18 protein-coding genes are annotated in these 19,608 nt (G+C 61.3%); 10 read left to right on the forward strand and 8 right to left on the reverse strand.

Annotated features, from left to right (window positions below):
• Positions 1-81: 81 nt before the first annotated feature.
• On the forward strand, positions 82-2,421 hold the full coding sequence (gene fecA, locus J3P85_RS24330) for a TonB-dependent Fe(3+) dicitrate receptor FecA (protein WP_434703824.1): 2,340 nt from the start codon (positions 82-84) through the stop codon (positions 2,419-2,421).
• An 85-nt stretch (positions 2,422-2,506) separates the two neighbouring features.
• On the opposite strand, the gene J3P85_RS24335 is transcribed toward fecA, so the two are convergent.
• A complete protein-coding gene (locus J3P85_RS24335; RefSeq protein WP_053125063.1) occupies positions 2,507-2,917 on the reverse strand; it encodes an HPF/RaiA family ribosome-associated protein in 411 nt (136 codons plus the stop codon).
• A gap of 496 nt (positions 2,918-3,413) precedes the next feature.
• Between J3P85_RS24335 and J3P85_RS24340 the strand changes: the two genes are divergently transcribed.
• Positions 3,414-3,731: a DUF3509 domain-containing protein gene (locus tag J3P85_RS24340; RefSeq protein ID WP_186705076.1), complete on the forward strand. Its 318-nt coding sequence runs from the start codon at positions 3,414-3,416 to the stop codon at positions 3,729-3,731.
• Here the strand turns inward: J3P85_RS24340 and J3P85_RS24345 are convergent.
• Positions 3,728-4,228 carry a phosphate-starvation-inducible protein PsiE gene (locus J3P85_RS24345; protein WP_053125067.1) on the reverse strand — a complete coding sequence of 167 codons (501 nt, stop codon included), beginning with the start codon at positions 4,226-4,228 and terminating at the stop codon, positions 3,728-3,730. The two genes, J3P85_RS24340 and J3P85_RS24345, sit on opposite strands and share 4 nt — an antisense overlap.
• 336 nt (positions 4,229-4,564) lie before the next feature.
• Between J3P85_RS24345 and J3P85_RS24350 the strand changes: the two genes are divergently transcribed.
• Positions 4,565-4,825 (forward strand): YebG family protein, encoded by a 261-nt coding sequence (locus J3P85_RS24350; protein WP_003205410.1) that lies wholly within the window; start codon positions 4,565-4,567, stop codon positions 4,823-4,825.
• 66 nt (positions 4,826-4,891) lie between these two features.
• On the opposite strand, the gene J3P85_RS24355 is transcribed toward J3P85_RS24350, so the two are convergent.
• Positions 4,892-6,283, reverse strand: a complete 1,392-nt coding sequence (locus tag J3P85_RS24355) for a PLP-dependent aminotransferase family protein (protein ID WP_186705075.1) — start codon at positions 6,281-6,283, stop codon at positions 4,892-4,894.
• Between the two features lie 341 nt (positions 6,284-6,624).
• On the opposite strand from J3P85_RS24355, the gene J3P85_RS24360 reads away from it, so the two are divergent.
• The 5 genes from J3P85_RS24360 to glyA all read left to right on the forward strand — a co-directional run bounded on the left by J3P85_RS24360 (position 6,625) and on the right by glyA (position 12,056).
• The gene (locus J3P85_RS24360; RefSeq protein WP_434703825.1) at positions 6,625-7,830 is read left to right on the forward strand and encodes a benzoate/H(+) symporter BenE family transporter; all 1,206 of its coding nucleotides are present in this window, start codon (positions 6,625-6,627) and stop codon (positions 7,828-7,830) included.
• Positions 7,827-8,999: an NAD(P)/FAD-dependent oxidoreductase gene (locus tag J3P85_RS24365; RefSeq protein WP_434703826.1), complete on the forward strand. Its 1,173-nt coding sequence runs from the start codon at positions 7,827-7,829 to the stop codon at positions 8,997-8,999. The genes J3P85_RS24360 and J3P85_RS24365 overlap by 4 nt, the downstream gene beginning before the upstream one ends.
• Before the next feature lie 27 nt (positions 9,000-9,026).
• Positions 9,027-9,458: a Rid family detoxifying hydrolase gene (locus J3P85_RS24370; RefSeq protein WP_207280984.1), complete on the forward strand. Its 432-nt coding sequence runs from the start codon at positions 9,027-9,029 to the stop codon at positions 9,456-9,458.
• Positions 9,459-9,552: 94 nt separating this feature from the next.
• Positions 9,553-10,806 (forward strand): threonine synthase, encoded by a 1,254-nt coding sequence (thrC, locus tag J3P85_RS24375; protein ID WP_434703828.1) that lies wholly within the window; start codon positions 9,553-9,555, stop codon positions 10,804-10,806.
• An 11-nt stretch (positions 10,807-10,817) separates the two neighbouring features.
• Positions 10,818-12,056 (forward strand): serine hydroxymethyltransferase, encoded by a 1,239-nt coding sequence (gene glyA, locus J3P85_RS24380; RefSeq protein ID WP_186705071.1) that lies wholly within the window; start codon positions 10,818-10,820, stop codon positions 12,054-12,056.
• 331 nt (positions 12,057-12,387) lie between these two features.
• Here the strand turns inward: glyA and J3P85_RS24385 are convergent, their stop codons facing one another.
• Positions 12,388-13,407 (reverse strand): Glu/Leu/Phe/Val dehydrogenase dimerization domain-containing protein, encoded by a 1,020-nt coding sequence (locus J3P85_RS24385; protein ID WP_434703829.1) that lies wholly within the window; start codon positions 13,405-13,407, stop codon positions 12,388-12,390.
• A 187-nt stretch (positions 13,408-13,594) separates the two neighbouring features.
• On the opposite strand from J3P85_RS24385, the gene J3P85_RS24390 reads away from it, so the two are divergent.
• Entirely contained in the window at positions 13,595-14,398 is an 804-nt protein-coding gene (locus tag J3P85_RS24390; protein WP_434703831.1) for a SirB1 family protein, read from the forward strand.
• Positions 14,399-14,522: 124 nt separating this feature from the next.
• Here the strand turns inward: J3P85_RS24390 and maiA are convergent, their stop codons facing one another.
• Genes maiA through hmgA form a run of 3 tightly spaced genes read right to left on the reverse strand, consistent with a single transcriptional unit; the run spans position 14,523 to position 17,775 of the window.
• Entirely contained in the window at positions 14,523-15,161 is a 639-nt protein-coding gene (gene maiA / locus J3P85_RS24395; protein WP_434703833.1) for a maleylacetoacetate isomerase, read from the reverse strand.
• A gap of 8 nt (positions 15,162-15,169) precedes the next feature.
• Positions 15,170-16,468 (reverse strand): fumarylacetoacetase, encoded by a 1,299-nt coding sequence (fahA, locus tag J3P85_RS24400; RefSeq protein ID WP_434703834.1) that lies wholly within the window; start codon positions 16,466-16,468, stop codon positions 15,170-15,172.
• Between the two features lie 2 nt (positions 16,469-16,470).
• Entirely contained in the window at positions 16,471-17,775 is a 1,305-nt protein-coding gene (hmgA, locus tag J3P85_RS24405; RefSeq protein ID WP_434703835.1) for a homogentisate 1,2-dioxygenase, read from the reverse strand.
• Positions 17,776-18,117: 342 nt separating this feature from the next.
• On the opposite strand from hmgA, the gene J3P85_RS24410 reads away from it, so the two are divergent.
• The gene (locus J3P85_RS24410; protein WP_434703836.1) at positions 18,118-18,939 is read left to right on the forward strand and encodes an IclR family transcriptional regulator; all 822 of its coding nucleotides are present in this window, start codon (positions 18,118-18,120) and stop codon (positions 18,937-18,939) included.
• Here J3P85_RS24410 and J3P85_RS24415 read toward each other — a convergent pair.
• Entirely contained in the window at positions 18,904-19,605 is a 702-nt protein-coding gene (locus J3P85_RS24415) for a hypothetical protein (protein WP_434703837.1), read from the reverse strand. The genes J3P85_RS24410 and J3P85_RS24415 overlap by 36 nt on opposite strands.
• Positions 19,606-19,608 lie beyond the last annotated feature (3 nt).

The raw sequence follows: 19,608 nt of genomic DNA on the forward strand, positions 1-19,608 counted from the left end.
ATGCACCAGTGAGCCGTTTTTCCCGTCTCGGGTGACAGAGAAGGAAAGCACTTCGATACAACCTTCTCGGGATCCTCATCCATGCCGCAGCAATCCACCCGTCTCACCCCGCTCGCCCGTACCCTGCGCCACCTGCTCTTGGGGGCCAGCTTGAGTTTCGTCGCTCTGCCTTGCGTACAGGCTGCCGAGGCCAAGGCCTATCACATCGCGCCGTCAACATTGGAAAATGCCCTCAATCAGTTCGGACGCGAGGCCGGGGTGTTGATTTCCTTTGGCTCGCAGACAACCGCAGGCCTGCAGAGTCGTGGCCTGGAAGGCAGCTACAGCGCGGAACAAGGGCTGAACGCGCTGCTCGAAGGCACCGGCCTACAAGCCCGGCCCGAAGGAAACAACGCCTTCAGCCTGCAACCGGCCACCAGCACTGCGCTGGACATCGGCACCACCACCGTGGTCGGTGACTGGCTCGGCGATGCCGCGCAAGCCAACGTTTTCGAACACCCTGGTGCCCGGGATGTCATCCGTCGCGAGGAATTCGAACGCCAGGGCGCGACCCAGGCCAGGGACGTGCTCAATCGCATCCCCGGCGTCAACGCACCGGAAAACAACGGCACCGGCAGCCATGACATGGCGCTGAACTTTGGTATTCGCGGGCTCAATCCGCGTCTGGCCTCACGCTCTACGGTGTTGATGGACGGCATCCCCGTGCCGTTCGCACCTTACGGCCAACCGCAGCTCTCGTTCGCGCCGGTCAGCATGGGCAACATGGACGCGGTGGACGTCGTGCGTGGTGGCGGCGCAGTGCGCTACGGCCCGCAGAACGTCGGCGGCGTGGTCAACTTCGTGACGCGAGCGATTCCCGATGCCCCCACGGTGAAGGGCGGCTTCCAGACCGAGACGAGCCCGTCCTCCAGTCACGACGGCTTCAAGACCTCCTCCAATCTGCTGGCTGGCGGCACCGCCGACAACGGCCTGGGCGGCGCCCTGCTGTATTCCGGCACCCGTGGCGGCGACTGGCGCGAGCACAGCGACACACAAATCGACGATCTGATCCTCAAGGGCAACTACCAACTGGACGAAGCCAACAGCTTCAATGCCATGGCCCAGTATTACGAAGGCGAAGCCGACATGCCCGGCGGCCTGAATGTGGCCGACTACGACGCCGACCCGTACCAGTCCACCCGCCCGAACGACCGATTCTGGGGTCGTCGCACCCTGGTCAACGTCGGCTACCGCTACCAACAGGACCGCCGGGAATTCACCGCCAGCACGTTCTTCACCAAGACCTTGCGCAGCGGCTACCTGGACCAGGGCAGCTTCCTGTCCCTGTCGCCTCGCGAATATTGGGTGCGCGGCCTGGAAACCCGTTTCGCCCAAGGTTTCGACCTCGGCCCGACCAGCCATGAGGTCGGCGTCGGCTACCGCTACATCAACGAGGCCGGCCATGAACTGCGTTATCGCACGCCCATCGCCAGCAACGAATTGCCAACCACCTCCAGCCGCAACGACCGGGATACGCGTGGTGGCACCGAGGCCAACGCGTTTTTCATCGATGACCGGATCGACATCGGTAAATGGACCATCACGCCTGGCGTTCGCTACGAAATGATCGAATCTCAGCAGACCAACAACCTGACGAATGTGAAATACAAGGGTGACTACAACACGGCCTTGCCGGCACTGAACGTGCTCTACCATCTGACCGATGAGTGGAATCTGTATGCCAATACCGAAGGTTCGTTCGGCAGCGTGCAGTACAGCCAGATGCCCAACCGTGTCAGCAGCGGCGAAGTAAAACCGGAAAAAGCCCGCACCTGGGAATTGGGCACCCGCTATGACAATGGCAACCTGCGGGCAGAGATCGGCGCGTTCCTGATCAACTTCGACAACCAGTATGAAAGCAACCAGACCAACGATTCGGTGATCGCCCGAGGCGAGACCCGCCACCAGGGCATCGAAACCAGCATCAACTACGCCCTCGACGACCTGAGCCCGGCGCTGGCCGGTTTTGATGTGTATGCCACGTATGCCTTTGTCGACGCCACCATTCGTGAGGACGGACCAAACAAAGACAACCGCGTGCCCTTCTCTTCCAAGCACAAAGGCACGCTGGGCGTGGGTTATACGGACGGGCCGTGGAAGCTGAACCTGGACAGCACCTACCAGAGCGCGCAGTTTGCCGACAACGCCAATACCCGTACTGAAAGCGCTGACGGCAGTACCGGCAATATCCCCGGCTACATGCTGTTCAGCAGCCGCGCCGCCTATGATTTCGGCCCGCAACTGTCGGACCTGAACGTGGCGGTGGGCGTGAAGAACCTCTTCAATACCCAGTACTTCACCCGTTCGTTCGATGACAACAACCGGGGCAAGTACGTGGGAGAGCCGCGCACGCTGTATGTGCAGACGTCCGTGGCGTTCTGACTCGAGGTCGCGGTGGATCGCTGAAACGAAACGGGCCTGCGATTGCAGGCCCGTTTGTTCGGTGAGTATTTTTAAGTGATCGTGCTTAGCCGTTGAGTGCGGCCCGCTCGTTCTCCAGGAATTCTTCTTCCAGCATGGCATCAGCCAGGGCAATCGAGTCGGTCGGGCCTTTGGTGGCGGCGCGCTTGCCGCGCAGTTTGCCGAACAAATGCTCCAGTGCACTTTCAAGTTTGGTGGCTGCACCTTCGATCGCCAGTTCCAGCGAATCGGCCTTGTGGGTCACGGAAATCGGCTGATGGCCCTTTGGCCGTGCTTCAAGCTGGCAACGCAGGTCATGAGGGCCGGGCTTGTCGCCGTTCTCATCGCGCAAATGAACCTCGACCCGTGTCAGGTCTTCTTCGTAACGTTCGAGCGTGCTTTCGATGGTAGTACGTACCCACTCCTCCAGTCGGATGCTGCTTTGAATATGGTTATCGCTGTTGACTTGGATTTGCATAGTTCATCCCTTATTTCAGCTAGCTCGCCGGGGGCCGTCGACGTTAGCGCAACGGCCCCTTGAATACAGAGTCGGGCTGGCGGAAGAACAATTCAAGCCCTAAAAAAAGATAAATATTCATATGCAAATAAAGCCGGACAACGGGCAAAAGCGCTGTTAAGGTCGGGAGTTGCCCCGCCCTGCCTACCCGCTGCAAATCCCCTCCGCGCCTGCACCGTCAACGAACATCCGCACGTTATTGCCCCGAAACGGGCAGCCGCATTCCAGAGCGTTTGGCGCTTGGGCACCGGGATCATTGTCCGACGTTTTTTCCGGCATGCCCCTTGCTAACTCCCTGTAGGAGCTGCCGCAGGCTGCGATCCTTGATGTTGAAGCCTGCCTGGCCCAGGAACCTTCAGATGAACACGATCATGGAATGGCCGATGGTCCGGTGTTGCGAACTAATCCCGATCACGGCCGGTCAACAACTGCACGTTCAATCAGGCGGTGACGCATCATGGACAACCCTTTTCAGCTCATTACCGACGCTTTTGCGCCGCATTATCAAATCAACCTGAGCATCCAGGGACTGGATGGCAGCATCATGCTGACCCTGTCCAAGAGCGGGCGCATCGTCGCCAAACGCATGATCAGCGCCCAGCAGCGCAACGACCCGGAGCGGCTCAAACGCCTGGTGCAAAGCATTCAGTTCGGCATCGCCATCGAGCAGGGCCACAGCGCCGTGGCCATCCTCGAAGCCATGACCGGCGGTGACAACATCAAGCTGCCACCGCCGCATGCACAGGGGCCGGCGCCCTCGGCCGCCGGGATCTAGATTTCGCCTTTCTCCACTTCGGCATGCTCGCTGGAACCCGCGCCAACCTTGCGGTGCGGGTGCTCGATCTTCACCGAGGGGAACTGCGACGAAGCGTAGCGCACCACCAGGATCGAAAACGCCAGCAGCAAGATGCCACCGCACAAGTAGATGATCCCCAGGTCGGGCGGGCTGTGGTGGGAAACGTTGGAAATCAGCAGGCGCGTCAGCGCGGTAATCGCCACGTAGATCAGGAATCGCACCGGCATGTGGTTGGTCTTGAAGTAGATCCCGACCATCGCCCCCAATTCCAGGTAGATGAACAGCAGCAGGATGTCATCGATCTTGATGTGCCCCGCCTCGAGCATCTGCAAGAACTCCATCACCGCCGCCCAGGCGGTCACCGCACCGATGGCGAACAGCGCCAGGTAGTGGAAGGTCTCGACGAAGAGGTTTCCCAGGGACTCGGCCAGCTGATGGACGTTCTGGCGCAGGTTCTCGGCCCAGTTGATTTTCACGATGTAGTTTCCTTAGGTCGGTTCGACCGGATGATGCGGGTTGGACGTGACGGTTGTTCTGCATGCAGAAAAAAGGCCAGCGAGTGAGGGTGAGATGGCGATAGGCTGGTATGCGGCACTTTGAAAGCTTCATGCGGCCTGATCGCGAGCAAGCTTTGCTTCCACAAGGCTTGCTCCTGCTCAAGCTTTGTCCACATCATCCTGGCGCTCACATGCTGAAATCGGTCTACATTAAAAAGCCACTATCCAAAGCAAGAGGATTCGCTTATTCTTTTGCCTGTATATAAATACAGTAGTCGAAAAGACAAACCAATGTGAAGGCATGTGAGGTGGTGAATGGCCGTCGAAGTGGTATACCGCAGCAGCCGAGATCTGGAGCGCTTGTTCATGGATAAAGCCGAAGCTGACCGTCATGACAAAATGCTGGAACTCGCCGAATTGCTGGCCGAAGTGTTGCAAAAAGCCGTTCCATCGCTGAGCGAGCAACAGGTCGAGGAAGCCGGGATCTACATGGCGAAAAATCGCGATGTGTTCGCCAAGGCATTCAAGAGCCAGCCGGACGCCTTGTCCGAACTGCTCAACCCGTCGGACGAATAACCAAAAAGATCGCAGCCCTCGGCAGCGCCTACACCGCGTAGGCGCTGCCGAGGGCTGCGATCTTTTTTAATAATAACGACGCGGATCTGAATCGATCAGGCTGGCCAACTTGGTCAGGGCGAAGCGCAGTTCGTCCTGGCTGGTGGGCGACATCAGCACCAGCCGCACGCACCGGGTGGTGCCTGAACGCTCAGCCTGGAACTGGGTGCCACTGAGCACCAATACGCCGTTGGCCCGGGCGAGCATGGTGAACTCGTCGCTCGTCCATGGCTCGGGCAGCGTCAACCAGACGTGATAGGAATACGGCTGGGTCTTGAGTTCAAAATTGGCGAAGATTTCCCGAGCGATCGCTTGTCGCCCCGCCGCCTCGTTGCGCTGGATGCGGATCAATTTCTTGTCCAGCCCTTCGGTAATTACATTGCTGGCCAGTTGCGCAGTCAACGGCGACGGCATCCACACACTGCTGCGCACCATCGACGTCAGGCGCGACAGCAATTTCGGCGGACTGTAGATGTAACCAATGCGCAGCGCCGGCATGACCGATTTCGACAGGCTGGTCAGGTAAACCGAGCGATCCGGCGCAAAGGCCGACAGGGGTTTGATCGACGGATCGGTGGCCAGGAAGCCGTAGATGTCATCGTCCAGGATGATGAAGTCGAATTCCTCGGCCAGCGCAGCAATCTGGGCCCGACGCTTCTGCGACATGATCGCCGCCGTCGGGTTCTGGCAGGTCGCCACGCAGACCAGCATCGCCGGTTTCTCCCGCAGGCACAGCTCGCGCAAGGCTTCGGGAATGATGCCTTCGTCGTCCATCGGCACGCCACGCAGGCGACGCTCAAGACCGTGGGCCAGGGAAATGATGCCCGGGTAGCACAGCGCCTCGCAGAGCACCAGGTCGCCAGCGTTGGTCAGGGCACTCATCGCGACCATCAAGCCATGCTGGGCCCCGGCGGTAATCACCACTTGCTGCCATTGCGCGTCGGGCAATGAATGACGCAACCATTGCGCCCCCGCCTCGCGATGGGCCGGGTGGCCGCCGTCCGGCGCGTAGTCGAGCGCGCGCGCGAAATCGGTGCTTTTGGCCATGCCCACCAGCGCGCCGCGCAACCAGTACTCCAGCGTCTCGCTATAGGGCTTGATGATCGAAAGGTCGAGCAATTCGGACTGCCCCAGGTTCAGCGGCGCGGACGCGCTGTTACTGGCCGGCAGCTCCAACTGCTTCTGGTTGAGCACATAAGTGCCACGTCCCACTTCCCCCTGCACCAGCCGACGCCGATGAGCTTCGCTGTACGCCCGGCTGATGGTGCCTGGCGTGACATTCAAGGTGGTGGCCAGCTCCCGCAACGTCGGCAGGCGATCACCCTCGTTCAGTACGCCGTTGTTGATATCGCGCGCCAACGCATCGGCAATCGACAGATACATCGGCTGGCTGAACTCGCTTAGCTGGGGAACCCACATGAATGATCACTGCCCATCGTAGAAATGATGAATATCCGAGCATATCACATGGAGGTTAGGCAACTAATAATTCGACGCATTCGATCCATTGAGTCGATTGATACGATTATTGAATTGTTTATCAGCGTGGATTAAAGAAATTTTACAACAAATAATACTCATGTAAATCAATCAATTATCTTCAACAAATTGCAAAATCACCCCGTGATAGCAGAAAAATATCTCGTAACAATCATGCCCCCTATTGAATCAACTCAATCCATTCAAATACACTGATTACGAATCGAAGCAATCGACTCAATCCCCCACTGCGCGCTCCTGCCGCGCCAAGTCGAGACATCATGGACACATTCAGAAAGGATCTATCCCTGTCAGCGGTCATCGCGGGCTTCATCGCCGTGATCATTTCCTACGCCGGCCCGCTCATCATCGTGTTCCAGGCAGCCAAGGAAGCGCACCTGCCCAACGACGTGGTGTCTTCGTGGATCTGGGCCATTTCCATCGGCAGCGGGATTACCGGCCTCCTCTTGAGCTGGCGCCTGCGTGTCCCGGTCATCACCGCATGGTCCACACCGGGGGCGGCGCTGCTGGTGTCAATGCTGCCCACCGTGACCCTGCCCCAGGCCATCGGTGCCTATGTGGTGGCGTCGGTGATCATCGCCGTGGTCGGTTTGTCCGGGGCGTTCGACAAGTTGATGAGCCGCCTGCCCAAGGCCATTGCCGCCGCCATGCTCGCCGGCATTCTGTTTCGCTTCGGCGCCGAGCTGTTCACGTCGATCAAGCTGCAGCCGGCGATGGTGCTGGCAATGATCGCGGCGTACTTGGTCTTCAAGCGATTCTCGCCACGCTACGCCATCCTGTCGGTGCTGATCATCGGCTGCGCGGTGGCCGCCTCGTTCGGTGAACTCAACAGCACCTCGATCACCATCGCCGTGGCTCACCCGGTCTTCATCGCGCCTGAATGGAGCTGGCACGCGATCATCAACATCGGCCTGCCATTGGCGCTGGTGACCTTGACCGGCCAGTACGTGCCCGGCATGGCCGTATTGCGCACCTCGGGCTACAACACGCCGGCGCGCTCGATCATTTCGGTCACCGCGATTGGCTCGGCCCTGATGGCCCCGTTCGGGTCCCACGGTCTTAACCTGGCGGCCATTACCGCCGCGATCTGCACCGGCCGCGAAGCCCACGAGGACCGCGACAAACGCTACATCGCCGGGATTGCCTGCGGGGTGTTCTACATCCTGATGGGCACTTTCGGCGCGACCCTGGCCTCGGTGTTTTCCGCACTGCCGAAAGAGTTGATCGCCTCCCTCGCCGGCCTCGCCCTGTTTGGCGCGATCAGTGCCGGGCTGACCGGCGCAATGGCGGATGAGAAGCAACGGGAAGCCGCGCTGATCACCTTTCTGGTCACCGCTTCGGGCATGAGTTTCCTCGGTTTGGCCGCCGCGTTCTGGGGGCTGATCTTCGGTCTCGTGGCGCATTTCGTGCTGACCTACACCCGGGAAAGCAAAGCCACCGCTATCGCCGAGGGCAGCCGACCATGACTGCTCGTTACGACTTCATCGTGGTCGGTGGCGGCATCGCCGGTGTCTCCGTCGCTTATGAACTGGCGCCCCATGGCAGCGTCTGCCTGCTCGAACAGGAACAACAACTGGCCTACCACACCACGGGGCGTTCGGCCGCGATCTCGATGGAAAGCTACGGCAACCAGCAGATCCGTTCGCTGACCTGCGCGTCCCGGCGCTTTTTCGAGAACCCGCCCGAGGGTCTGGCCGAGCATCCACTCTGGGCGCCACGGGGCGCGTTGATCGTGGCCCAGGCGGCACGAGTGGACAAACTCAAAGCGCGTTTCAGCGCCGTATTGGGCCAAGTGCCTACGGCCGAGTTGCTCGACGACAAGCAAGTACAGGAACTGGTCCCCTACCTCGCCGAAGGCACTTGGAGTGCCGGGATCTACGAGCCCAGCGCCTTCGACCTGGATGTGCACGGCATCCACGGTGCCTACCTCAGTGGGTTGCGTGCCCGCGGTGGCGTGGTCAAGCGCGAGACCGAAGTGCTGCGTGGCGAATACCGCGACGGGCAATGGCGCTTGCACACCCGGGACGGCCAGCAGCTGCAAAGCGCCATCGTGGTCAACGCCGCCGGTGCCTGGGCCGATGAGTTCGCCGAGCGCTGCGGCGTGCCCAAGGTTGGTGTCCGGCCGTTGCGGCGCACCGTGCTAGCGGTCGATCCACAGTGCGACGTGCACCACACGCCGTACCTGGGCACGGTGGACGAGGACATTTTCATCAAGCCTGAAGCCGGGCGACTGATCGTCTCGCCCTGCGATGAAAGCCCATCGTTGCCCTGCGACGCGTTACCGGAAGAGCTCGACCTGGCCATCACCATGGATCGCCTGCAAAACACCACGCGCCTGCGCCCCCGCTCGATCATCAACAAATGGGCGGGCCTGCGCACCTTCGTCGCCGACCGCTCGCCGGTGCTCGGCCAAGACCCACAGCAAGAAAGTTTTATCTGGCTCGCCGCCCTCGGTGGCTACGGCATCCAGGCCGCGCCCGCCATTGCCCGCCTATGCAGCCATGCGGCGCTGGGCATCGCCCTGCCGGCCGACCTGGCGGCGCTGCAACTCAACTACCAGCACTTTTCCCCGGCCCGTTGTCGCGACGAGGAATTTTCCAGCCTGGCCGTCAAGCAGGTTGCCGATTTGCACTAACCCATCCACTTAACAAGGAACGTCACTATGCAAACCACCGCTCAAATCCAGTCCGCCGCCAAACCTTTCCTGGGCGAAGAGAACGTCATTTTCACCGACAAGGCACCGCTACCGCTGGGCACCTATTCCCAGGGCATCAAGGTCAGCCACGGGCAGACCATCTACCTGTCGGCGCAGACCCCGGTCTCGGCGCTGAACAACGAAGTGCTGGCCAAGGATTTCGAAGGCCAACTGCGCCAGACCCTCGACAACCTGGTGCAAATGGCCGAAGCGGCAGGCGGCACCCTGGCGAACGTGGTCAAGGTCACGGCGTTCATTACCGACCTGAGTGAGTTCCCGACCCTCAACCGCGTGATGGAAGAATATTTCACCAAGCCGTACCCGGCCCGCACCACCGCCGGCGCCAGTGCGCTGGCGCGCAATACCCTGGTCGCCATCGACGCCATCATGGTGATCTGAAACACCTTCTGCCAGCGGAGTGCCCGTCGGTCCGGTGCGCCGGACCGACGTTGGCAAGGAAAGCACCAGCACAGCGTACTTTCAGAGGGTGACCATGAAAAATTCGTACAGAGCGTATGTATTGCAGTGCCTGGCTTGCGATCGAAGCTACCAGCCCCATGAGGTCAGCTACTACTGTCCTCATTGCCAAATCGATGGTGCCCTGGATGCGCTTTACGACTACCCCACACTCAAGCGCGAATGGTCCCGGGACAGCCTGGCCCATGACCACGCCCGTGGCATGTGGCGCTATGACCGCTTGATGCCATTGAGCTCGACGCAGTTCATTCCACCGTTACTGGTGGGCAATACGCCGCTGTACTCGCGCCCGGAATTGCTCGGCAAGGGTGCCCGGATCAAAGTCTACGTAAAAGACGAATCGCGGCAACCGACCGGGTCATTGAAGGATCGCGCCAGCGCGTTGGCGGTGGCCCACGCCATGCAATCCGGTGCGCGCACCGTGGCGGTGGCCAGCACCGGCAACGCGGCTTCGGCATTGGCGGGAATGAGCGCCAGCCTGGGCTTGCACAACGTCATTTACCTGCCCAAGAGCGCGCCCCGGGAAAAGCTCGCGCAAATGCAGGGCTACGGCGCCGAGATCGTGCTGGTCGACGGACAATACGACGAAGCCTTCGAACAATGCCTCGACGCCTGCGAAAAACACGGCTGGTACAACCGCACCACCGGGATCAACTCGTACATGAGCGAAGGCAAGAAGACCGTCGCTTTCGAGATGTGCGAACAGCTCAACTGGCAGGTGCCGGACCTGGTGTTCGTGCCTGTCGGCAACGGCTGCATCCTGGGCTCGGTCTACAAAGGCTTTTTCGACCTGCTGCAACTGGGCTGGATCGAACGCATTCCGCGCCTGATCGGCGTTCAGGCCGAGCACAGCAACTTCATGTACCGCGCCTGGCGCTACGACCGCTCGATGCAACAAACCGAACGCCTGCCGCCCACCAGCCTGGCCAGCAGCATTAACGTGGCATTGCCACGTGATCGCCTCAAGGCCATGCGTGCGGTGACCGCCAGCGACGGCGAGTTCATCTGCGTCAGCGACCCAAGCATTGTCGCCGCCGCCTCCCGATTGGCCGCCAGCACCGGCGTATTTCCGGAAGCCGGCGCCGCCAGTGCCTTCGCCGGCCTGCTCAAGTACGCAGAAACACACCCTGACACCCCGCAAACCGCCGTGATCCTGATCACCGGCAGCGGTTTGAAAGACACCTCCATTTTTCTGTCCGATTCGTCCAAAAGCCAGCCGCGGATGTTGCCGCACACCATGACTGCGCCGCTGGCCGAAGCGTTTATCTAAGGAATCACACCATGAGTCTGCAAAATTTCGATCCCGCCGTTGCCCGCCTGATCGACCGCGAGCGCAACCGCCAGGAAACCCACCTGGAACTGATCGCTTCGGAAAACTACGTCAGCGAAGAAGTGCTCCAGGCCCAGGGTTCCGTGCTCACCAACAAGTACGCCGAAGGCTATCCGGGCAAGCGTTACTACGGCGGCTGCAAGGTCGTCGATGAAATCGAGAACCTGGCCATCGAGCGTGCGCGCAAATTGTTCAACTGTGAATACGTCAACGTGCAGCCACATTCCGGCTCCCAGGCCAACCAGGCGGTTTTCCTGGCGGTGCTGGAACCCGGCGACACGATCCTGGGCATGTCACTGGCCCACGGCGGCCACCTGACCCACGGCGCCTCGGTGAATTTTTCCGGCAAAATCTACCGGGCCTTTTCCTATGGCCTGGACGCGGAAACCGAAACCCTCGACTACGAAGAAATGGAAGCCCTGGCCAGGGAACACCGGCCAAAGATGATCATTGCCGGAGCCTCGGCCTATTCCCGGACCATTGATTTCCAGCGCTTTCGCAAGGTCTGCGATGAAATCGGCGCCTACCTGATGGTGGACATGGCGCACTACGCCGGGTTGATCGCCGCCGGCGTATACCCCTCGCCGGTGGGCATCGCCGACTTCATCACTTCCACTACCCACAAGACTTTGCGCGGCCCCCGCGGCGGCCTGATCCTGGCCAAGGCGCAATACGCCGCCCTGCTCGACAAGACGATTTTCCCGGTGTATCAGGGCGGCCCGCTGATGCACGTCATCGCCGCGAAGGCCGTGGCTTTCAACGAAGCCTTGGGCGACGGGTTCAAGCATTACCAGCAGCGGGTGGTCGACAACGCCCGGGTCATGGCCGACGTCCTGACCCGGCGTGGCTTGCGGGTGGTGTCCGGCGGTACCGACTGCCACATGTTCCTGCTCGACCTGCGCTCGATGAACATCACCGGCAAAGACGCCGAGGCGCTGCTGGAAAGCGCCCATATCACCCTGAACAAAAACGCGATCCCCAATGACCCGCAGAAACCGGCGATCACCAGCGGCATTCGCATCGGCACCCCAGCCCTGACCACACGCGGTTTTGGTGAAGCGGAATGTGCCGAAGTGGCGAACCTGATCGCCGACCTGCTGGAACAGCCGAACAACGCCGCACGCCTGGATAACACCCGGCGTCGCGTGATGCATTTGTGTGAATGCTTTCCGGTGTATTTGCTGAGGTAGGCAAGCACAAACCGTGGCGAGGGAGCTTGCTCCCGCTGGGCTGCGAAGCGGCCCCATCGGATCACTGCGACCGTTCAGGCAGACCGCGTCAGCCGGTTTTACGACGGCTGCGCCCGAGGCGTCGGACCGGCCGAGCGGGAGCAAGCTCCCTCGCCACACGTGGGTGTCTGGCTGGAATGATCAGTTTGTGAACACCAGAAAAACCTGTGGGAGCGAGCTTGCTCGCGATGGCGGCCGTACATTCAACACCTTCATTGACTGGCGCACCGCTATCGCGAGCAAGCTCGCTCCCACACTTGGATTTGCAGTAAAGCTCGCCACGGTTTGATGTTCAGCGGTACAACAGGCGCTCCGCCAGTTCATCGGCCACCCGGGCCGGTGAGCGCTTTTCCGCCTGGGCGTGGGCGAAGACTTCCGTGAGCCGGGCACCGATTTTCGACAGGTGCGCGGTGATCGTCGGCAGCTCTTCACCACGATGCTTGAGGGCGACGTAGATCAGCCCGCCGGAATTGATCACATAGTCCGGCGCATAGAGAATCCCGCGTCTTTCCAACTGATCGGCCACCTGCAGGTTGCTCAATTGATTGTGGGCCGAACCGGCAACGGCCGAGCAGCGCAGTTGCGCCACGCTTTGGCTGTTGAATACCCCGCCCAGGCCGCAAGGGGCGAGGATGTCGCAGGGTGTGCTGAGCAGCGCGTCGTTGGCGATCGGATGGGCCCCCAATTGCTCCATGGCCAGTTGCACCTTGCCAGGGTCGATGTCGCTGACCAGCAATTCGGCCCCCGCCGCATGCAGCTGTTCGGCCAGGGCATAACCGACATTGCCCAGGCCCTGGATCGCCACTCGCAGGCTTTCGAGGTTATCGCTGCCCAGGCGAGCCATGGCGGTGGCACGGATGCCGGCAAATACACCCATCGCCGCGTGGGGTGCGGGGTCTCCCGCGGCGGTGGTACTGGTGACATGACGGGTCTGCTGGGCGATGCAATCCATGTCGGCCACCGACGTGCCGCTGTCGATGGCGGTGATGTAGCGCCCGTCCAATTGCTCGATGCAACGACCAAAGGCTTCGAACAAGGCCGCCCGACTCTCCACATGGGCCGGACGCATGATCACCGCCACCCCGCCGCCCACGGGCAAACCAGCCAGAGCCGCCTTGTAGCTCATGCCTTGCGCCAGGCGCACGGCGTCTGCCACGGCACTTTCGTCGTCGGGGTAGGCAAGATAACGACAGCCTCCCAGGGCAGGCCCGGGACGGCTGCAATGAATGGCAATCACCGCCTTCAACCCGGTCGTCGGGTCTACGCTTAGGTGCAGCGATTCAAGGCGGGAGCTTTGCATGAGAGCAAACATCGTAAGGCTCCCGAATCACTTTTGTTTGTTTCGCCAGTATAGGCGTGCAGTCGAAAATTGCTGGAGCACGCCGGAATAAGTCGCCTGGGTGTTCAGTCTTTTTCGGCATAACCTGTCACAGCATCTGTTGGAGACTGGACGAAAATCCATGGCAGGGCTAAAACGGGAGCATAGCCCGGAGAGTTCGATGAAACCGCGCCAAGCCTTTTTTGATTGCCTGCACCGCTCGCCGCCGGCGTTGTTCGAAGCGGCGTTGTGGATCGCTGCCGAACATGATCGCGACGTAAACGTTCCGGCCTTGCTGAAGGAATTCAAGGAACTGCAACAGCGGGTCAGCCATGATCTGCCGCTGCTGCCTGTCAGCGAGCTGGGCCAGCCTCTGCTACGACGGCTCAACGACCTGGGTTTCGCCCAGGACGACTTCACCCCCCTGCGGCCGCGAGCGGCGCTGTTGGATAAAGTCCTGGCGCGCAAACGCGGGCAGCCCCTGGCCCTCGGGCTGATTGCCCTGGAGTTGGCCCGTGGCCTGGAAATTCCGATGGTCGGTGTCAATTTCCCCGGGCATTTCCTGTTGAAGGTACCTGGGGCCGACCACCTGCTCGACCCATGCGGTGGCCGCCGGTTATACCCCAACGACTGCCGGGAACTGCTCCAGCGCCAATACGGCGCGAACATGCCGCTCAAGGCCGAGCACTTGGTCAACGCCGAGCCTATGCAGATGCTGCAGCGCCTGTCGCGCAACCTGCGCCAACTGCATCTGGCGAACGACGACTACATCGCGGCCCTGATCGACGCCGAACGGGTGCTGGAACTGGGCAACGCCAGCGCCGCCGACTACCTGGCCCGCGCCAGCCTGTACCAGCGGCTCGATTGCCCCAACGCCGAACGCTTCGACTTGGAGCATGCGCTGATGCTCAGTGACGATCCGATCCAGCGAATCCGGCTGACGGAGCGGCTGGGGCATCTACCGCCGAATTCGGTGGTGCATTGAGTCGTCGTGAGGCTGCACCTCTTTGCGACAGTTGAACCGTCATCGCGAGCAAGCTCGCTCCCACAATTGATCACCTGTGGGAGCGAGCTGGCTCGCGATAGCGGCAGACCAGCCAACATCAATATCAAGTGGGTGTATCCGGCTGATTCGCCGGGTGCGCCTGCTGGAACGCCGGATGCCCAGCCGCCAACGCCGCCACGCGCCGGATCCGCGGATACCCTTGCAAGGAAACATTGAACCGCTCGGCGGCGTACAGCTGCGGGATCAGGAACACATCCGCCAACCCCGGCAGCGCGCCGAAGCAATAGCCGTCGTCGCCAACCAGTTGCTCCACCGCCGCCAATCCTTGGCTGATCCAATGCCCGATCCAATCCGCCACCTGGGTTTCATCGTGGCCCCACTGCCGCAGCTGGTTGAGCACGCTGACGTTGTGCAGCGGATGAATGTCGCAACCGATCAGCGCGGCGACGCCACGCTCATGGGCGCGTACCGCCAGGTCGGCGCTGAGCAGCGGCACCTGGGGATAACGCTCCTCCAGGTATTCGATGATGGCGGGGGATTGCACCAGCAACGCGCCCTCATCGGTACGTAGCGCCGGCACCCGCCCCTGGGGGTTGATCGCCAGGTAGGCCGGCTGGCGATGCTCGCCCCCCGGCGCAGCGATCAGGTTGACGGGCAAGGCCTGGTAATCCAGGCCCTTGAGGGCCAACGCAATGCGCACCCTGTAGGACGAGGTGGAGCGGTAGTAGGTATAGAGTTCCATGGCTACCCTCAACGCGCCGGCAGGATCTTGCCCCGGCACTCGCCGAAGCCGATGGAAGCGAAACCTTCGCGGCGGCAACGGGCGCGCAAGATGATTTCGTCACCGTCCTCGAGGAATCGGCGCACTTCGCCAGACGCCAGTTCAATTGGTTTTTTTCCGCCTTCGGTGATTTCCAGCAGGCTGCCGAATTGATAGTTTTCAGGCCCGGACAAGGTGCCCGAGCCAAACAGGTCGCCGGCCTGCAACTGGCAGCCGTTGACGCTGTGATGCGCGACCATCTGCGCCACGGTCCAGTACATGTATTGGGTGTTGCTCAACGTCAGGCGCTGAGCCGGCAGGTTCTGCTCGACCATAGCCTCGGTCAGCAATAGAACTTCCAGTTCGATGTCGAGGGCACCGCCGGCCTGGTCACGGGTGTCCAGCAGATAGGGCAGCGGTTGCGGATCGCCTTCCGGGCGCGCCGGCTGTGGGCGGCGGAACGGCTCCAAGGCTTCAGCCGTCACCACCCACGGCGAAATGCTGGTCAGGAAACTCTTCGACAGGAACGGCCCCAGGGGCTGGTATTCCCACGCCTGGATGTCCCGGGCCGACCAGTCGTTGAGCAGGCAGAACCCGCCAATGTGCTCGGCGGCATCGCCAATGGGGATCGGTTCGCCCAGGGCATTGCCCTTGCCGATCCAGATGCCCAGCTCCAGCTCATAGTCCAGCCGCGCACACGGGCCGAAGGTCGGTTCGGCCTGGCCGGCCGGCAGGGTCTGGCCCTTGGGGCGGCGCACGTCGGTGCCGGACGGGCGAATGGTCGAGGCGCGACCGTGGTAGCCGATAGGCACGTATTTGTAGTTGGGCAATAGCGGGTTATCGGGGCGGAACAGTTTGCCCACATTCTGGGCGTGTTCGATACCGACGTAGAAGTCGGTGTAGTCGTTGATCCTGGCGGGCAGGTGCATCTGGCAGTCGGCGGCGACGAGCAGCAGCTTCGCCGCTTCAACCTTGCCACGCAACAGGCTGTCTTCGCGCAACAGTTCCAGCAGCCGTTCACGCAGGGCCACCCGGGCGCTGCGGCCCAGGTCAAAAAAACCGTTCAATTGGCCGTCGGCCATGGCTTCAACGGCTTGTCGCGCCGCCCCGTCAAACAGACCCGCGTGCAGCGCCGCCTGCAGATCGAAAATCCGCTCGCCAATCGCCACGCCGCTGCGCAGGGCACCGCCATCGACGCTGAAGACACCCAATGGCAGGTTCTGCAACGGGAAGTCGGCGTGGCCGTTGGCGCTGGCGACCCAGCTACGGGCAGGGGAAAGTTGAGTCATGGTTATCTCCGGGTCGGGTCGAACGTGACAGGCAGCGAGGCCCAACAAGCATCGTAGTCGGTTTGCAGTTGCGGGCAGTCCAGGGCGAAACGACTTGGGCGCAGCACTTGGCTGGTCTCGAACATGAACGCCATGGTGTTGTCGATTTTCGCTGGCTGAAGATCAGCGTTGATCGCCTTGGTACAGGTCTCGCCATCCGGGCCATGGGCGCTCATGCAACTGTGCAGGGACGCACCGCCCGGCAGGAAACCTTCGGCCTTGGCGTCGTAGGCACCCTGGATCAGGCCCATGAATTCGTTCATCAGGTTGCGGTGGAACCACGGTGGACGGAAGGTGTTTTCCGCCACCATCCAGCGTGGCGGGAAGATCACGAAATCGAGGTTGGCCAGGCCGTGGACACTCGTGGGCGAGGTCAGCACGGTGAAAATCGACGGGTCAGGGTGATCGAAGCTGACCGTACCAATGGTGTTGAATCGGCGCAGGTCATATTTGTACGGCACGTTGTTGCCGTGCCAGGCCACCACATCGAGGGGCGAATGATCCAGCTCGCACACCCACAACTCACCGAGGAATTTCTGCACCAAGGTGGTCGGCTGCGCGAGGTTCTCGTAATGGGCGACCGGCGTCAGGAAGTCCCGCGGGTTCGCCAGGCCGTTGCTGCCGATGGGCCCGAGGTCCGGCAGACGCAAAGGCGCACCATGGTTTTCGGCGAGGTAGCCACGGGCCTGGGGGTCGAGCAGTTCAACGCGAAACTTCAGGCCCCGGGGCAGCACGGCGATTTCCAGCGGTGCCAGTTCCAGCACGCCCAGCTCGGTAGCGATCCGCAGCCGTCCCAGTTGCGGCACGATCAGCCACTCACCGTCGGCATTAAAAAACACCCGCTCCATGGAGCGGTTGGCCCGGTAGTGATAAAGGCTGACGCCCGCCGGTTTATCCGCGCCGGCATTGGCCGCCATGCGCACCAGCCCGTCGATGAAGTCGGTGGGCTCGGCCGGAATGTCCAGCGGGTTCCAACGCAGGCGATTGGGGGTGACTTCGCCCAATGGGCCTCCCGCCAACTGCCGTTCGAGCTTGGTGAAGGCCGGATGGTTGGCCGACGGTCGGATGCGATACATCCAGGTGCGCCGCGCTTCGCTGCGGGCCATGGTGAACGCCGTGCCAGAAAACAACTCGGCATAGAGACCGTACGGGGCTTTCTGTGGGGAGTTCTGGCCGACGGGCAAGGCGCCGGGCAAGGCTTCGCTGGCAAATTCGTTGCCCAAGCCTGATTGGTAAGCCAGGTCCGACGCGGTGGAATCGAGGTTCATGGGGCCTCCTGGGGATGCGGCCCGTCACTCAACGGAGAGGTTGAGGCGCACCGGGTTATTTTTATCGTAATTCAATTACGCATAACGTAATTTGCTCGACAGCGACCGTCAAGCTATAAAGACGCCCATTCGCCCCAATGCCGATCAGTTAAGCGAAATCAAGCCCGGCAGTAACCCTGTGGCGAGGGAGCTTGCTCCCGCTGGGTCGCGAAGCGGCCCTGTTTTTGGGGCTGCTACGCAGCCCAGCGGGAGCAAGCTCCCTCGCCACGGTTTGTGTGTTTGCCCGTGCTATCCACTTAACTGACAGGCATTAGCTCATTCGCCTCTGGACCCTGCGCCTCCATGGAAATCCCGCTCAGCAACGGTAAACAGAAAGTTCGCTCGGCCGAAGTCGGCACCGACATTCTCAAGGCCCTGGCCGAACTCTCCCCCTCCACGTCGCTGTCGCGCCTGGCCGAGCACGTGCAAATGCCGGCGAGCAAGGTCCATCGCTACTTGCAGGCCTTGATCGCCAGCGGGTTTGCCGAGCAGAACGCCGCCACCAACCACTACGGCCTGGGCCGCGAAGCCCTGCGTGTGGGCCTGGCAGCGCTGAACGGCATGGACGTGCTGCAAGTGGCCGCCCTGCCCCTGGCCGAGTTGCGCGACGACTTGAACGAAACCTGCTTCCTCGCCGTGTGGGGCAACCATGGCGCGACCGTGGTGCGCATCGAACCCGCCGTGCGAGCCGTGACCGTGGTGACGCAACTGGGCTCGGTCTTGCCGTTGCTCAGTTCGTCCACAGGGCTGGTGTTCAGTGCTTATTTGCCGGCGCGCGAGACCATCGGCCTGCGCGAACAGGAAGTGCAAGGCATCGAGCACCACGCCCTGGCCGACGACCGCGTCTATGCCTCCCTCTGCGAGCAGATTCGCAGCCGCGGCCTGCACCATGTGCATGGCTTGCTGATGCCGGGCGTGGACGCCTTGTCCGCCCCGGTCTTCAATGCCGTCGGCGAGGTGAAGGCGGTGATGACCATTGTTGGCCCGACCTCGTTGTTCCACGCTGACGAAAACGGCCCGGCGGCGCAACGGCTGTTGGCGGCGACCCGGGCCGTGAGTTGGCGGATGGGGTATGAGGCGGCCCCAGGATCAGTCCAGGAAATCCGGGACAATCCTGATCACTAGATCGTTGAGATGCGCGGTGATCAGTTGCGGGTGGACATGGCAGTCTTCCCCGCTGAAGCGAACGGTATAGATACCCTGGTGGTTGCCCTCCGAGTGATACGGAATCACATCATTCTGGAAATGACCCAATAAGTACTCGACCAACCCCTCTGAAGAAGACACCAGGCGCTGGCCGGGGCCATGCTCAATAAAGCTGGTTACGTATACGCCGCCAACGTTGATACCCGGCGCGTGGACTTTCAATGCTCCATGCACGTCCTCAGTGGTCAAGGGCCGGAGAGGACGCAGGGACAGCTCGATTGCCGGCTGTCGAGTCAAACTTGCAACAATGTCTGTGACGATTTTTTCAAATGCGATCAAGTCCAATGTCTTGAGCCGGTCTTCGGCGGCAAAGGAATAACGTTTGCTGAATAGATTGCTGGTGCCTTGCGTATAAGTGGGCAGGTGTTGCTTTTCAACGCAGGCCAGGGTTTCTTCGAACAATGTTCGAGAGCTTCCCACTTCAAGACTTGGAAAGTTTTTCAATGTATTCACGTAGGCAGTGAATGGGTTGATGCCCAGTGGCTCCAGGTAATGACCCAACAGCACCTGCACGGCAAAATCCACGCGGGTGTTCTTCAGCGCGATCAGTCTTTCGGCGTGGGAATAGAACAACGGGGTATTCATATC

The sequence above is a fragment of the Pseudomonas sp. Z1-12 genome, from assembly GCF_051132015.1.
Classification (GTDB): Bacteria; Pseudomonadota; Gammaproteobacteria; order Pseudomonadales; family Pseudomonadaceae; genus Aquipseudomonas; species Aquipseudomonas zanjanensis.

What these genes read in the sequence shown, in the direction of transcription:
- J3P85_RS24365 (WP_434703826.1), top strand. Translation starts at nt 7,827, where the DNA reads ATGACTGCTCGTTACGACTTCATCGTGGTCGGTGGCGGCATCGCCGGT.
- J3P85_RS24350 (WP_003205410.1), top strand. Translation starts at nt 4,565, where the DNA reads ATGGCCGTCGAAGTGGTATACCGCAGCAGCCGAGATCTGGAGCGCTTG.
- J3P85_RS24385 (WP_434703829.1), bottom strand. Translation starts at nt 13,407, where the DNA reads ATGTTTGCTCTCATGCAAAGCTCCCGCCTTGAATCGCTGCACCTAAGC.
- J3P85_RS24335 (WP_053125063.1), bottom strand. Translation starts at nt 2,917, where the DNA reads ATGCAAATCCAAGTCAACAGCGATAACCATATTCAAAGCAGCATCCGA.
- J3P85_RS24355 (WP_186705075.1), bottom strand. Translation starts at nt 6,283, where the DNA reads ATGTGGGTTCCCCAGCTAAGCGAGTTCAGCCAGCCGATGTATCTGTCG.
- J3P85_RS24390 (WP_434703831.1), top strand. Translation starts at nt 13,595, where the DNA reads ATGAAACCGCGCCAAGCCTTTTTTGATTGCCTGCACCGCTCGCCGCCG.
- J3P85_RS24360 (WP_434703825.1), top strand. Translation starts at nt 6,625, where the DNA reads ATGGACACATTCAGAAAGGATCTATCCCTGTCAGCGGTCATCGCGGGC.
- fecA (WP_434703824.1), top strand. Translation starts at nt 82, where the DNA reads ATGCCGCAGCAATCCACCCGTCTCACCCCGCTCGCCCGTACCCTGCGC.
- maiA (WP_434703833.1), bottom strand. Translation starts at nt 15,161, where the DNA reads ATGGAACTCTATACCTACTACCGCTCCACCTCGTCCTACAGGGTGCGC.
- J3P85_RS24370 (WP_207280984.1), top strand. Translation starts at nt 9,027, where the DNA reads ATGCAAACCACCGCTCAAATCCAGTCCGCCGCCAAACCTTTCCTGGGC.
- fahA (WP_434703834.1), bottom strand. Translation starts at nt 16,468, where the DNA reads ATGACTCAACTTTCCCCTGCCCGTAGCTGGGTCGCCAGCGCCAACGGC.
- J3P85_RS24415 (WP_434703837.1), bottom strand. Translation starts at nt 19,605, where the DNA reads ATGAATACCCCGTTGTTCTATTCCCACGCCGAAAGACTGATCGCGCTG.
- J3P85_RS24410 (WP_434703836.1), top strand. Translation starts at nt 18,118, where the DNA reads ATGGAAATCCCGCTCAGCAACGGTAAACAGAAAGTTCGCTCGGCCGAA.
- glyA (WP_186705071.1), top strand. Translation starts at nt 10,818, where the DNA reads ATGAGTCTGCAAAATTTCGATCCCGCCGTTGCCCGCCTGATCGACCGC.
- J3P85_RS24340 (WP_186705076.1), top strand. Translation starts at nt 3,414, where the DNA reads ATGGACAACCCTTTTCAGCTCATTACCGACGCTTTTGCGCCGCATTAT.
- thrC (WP_434703828.1), top strand. Translation starts at nt 9,553, where the DNA reads ATGAAAAATTCGTACAGAGCGTATGTATTGCAGTGCCTGGCTTGCGAT.
- hmgA (WP_434703835.1), bottom strand. Translation starts at nt 17,775, where the DNA reads ATGAACCTCGATTCCACCGCGTCGGACCTGGCTTACCAATCAGGCTTG.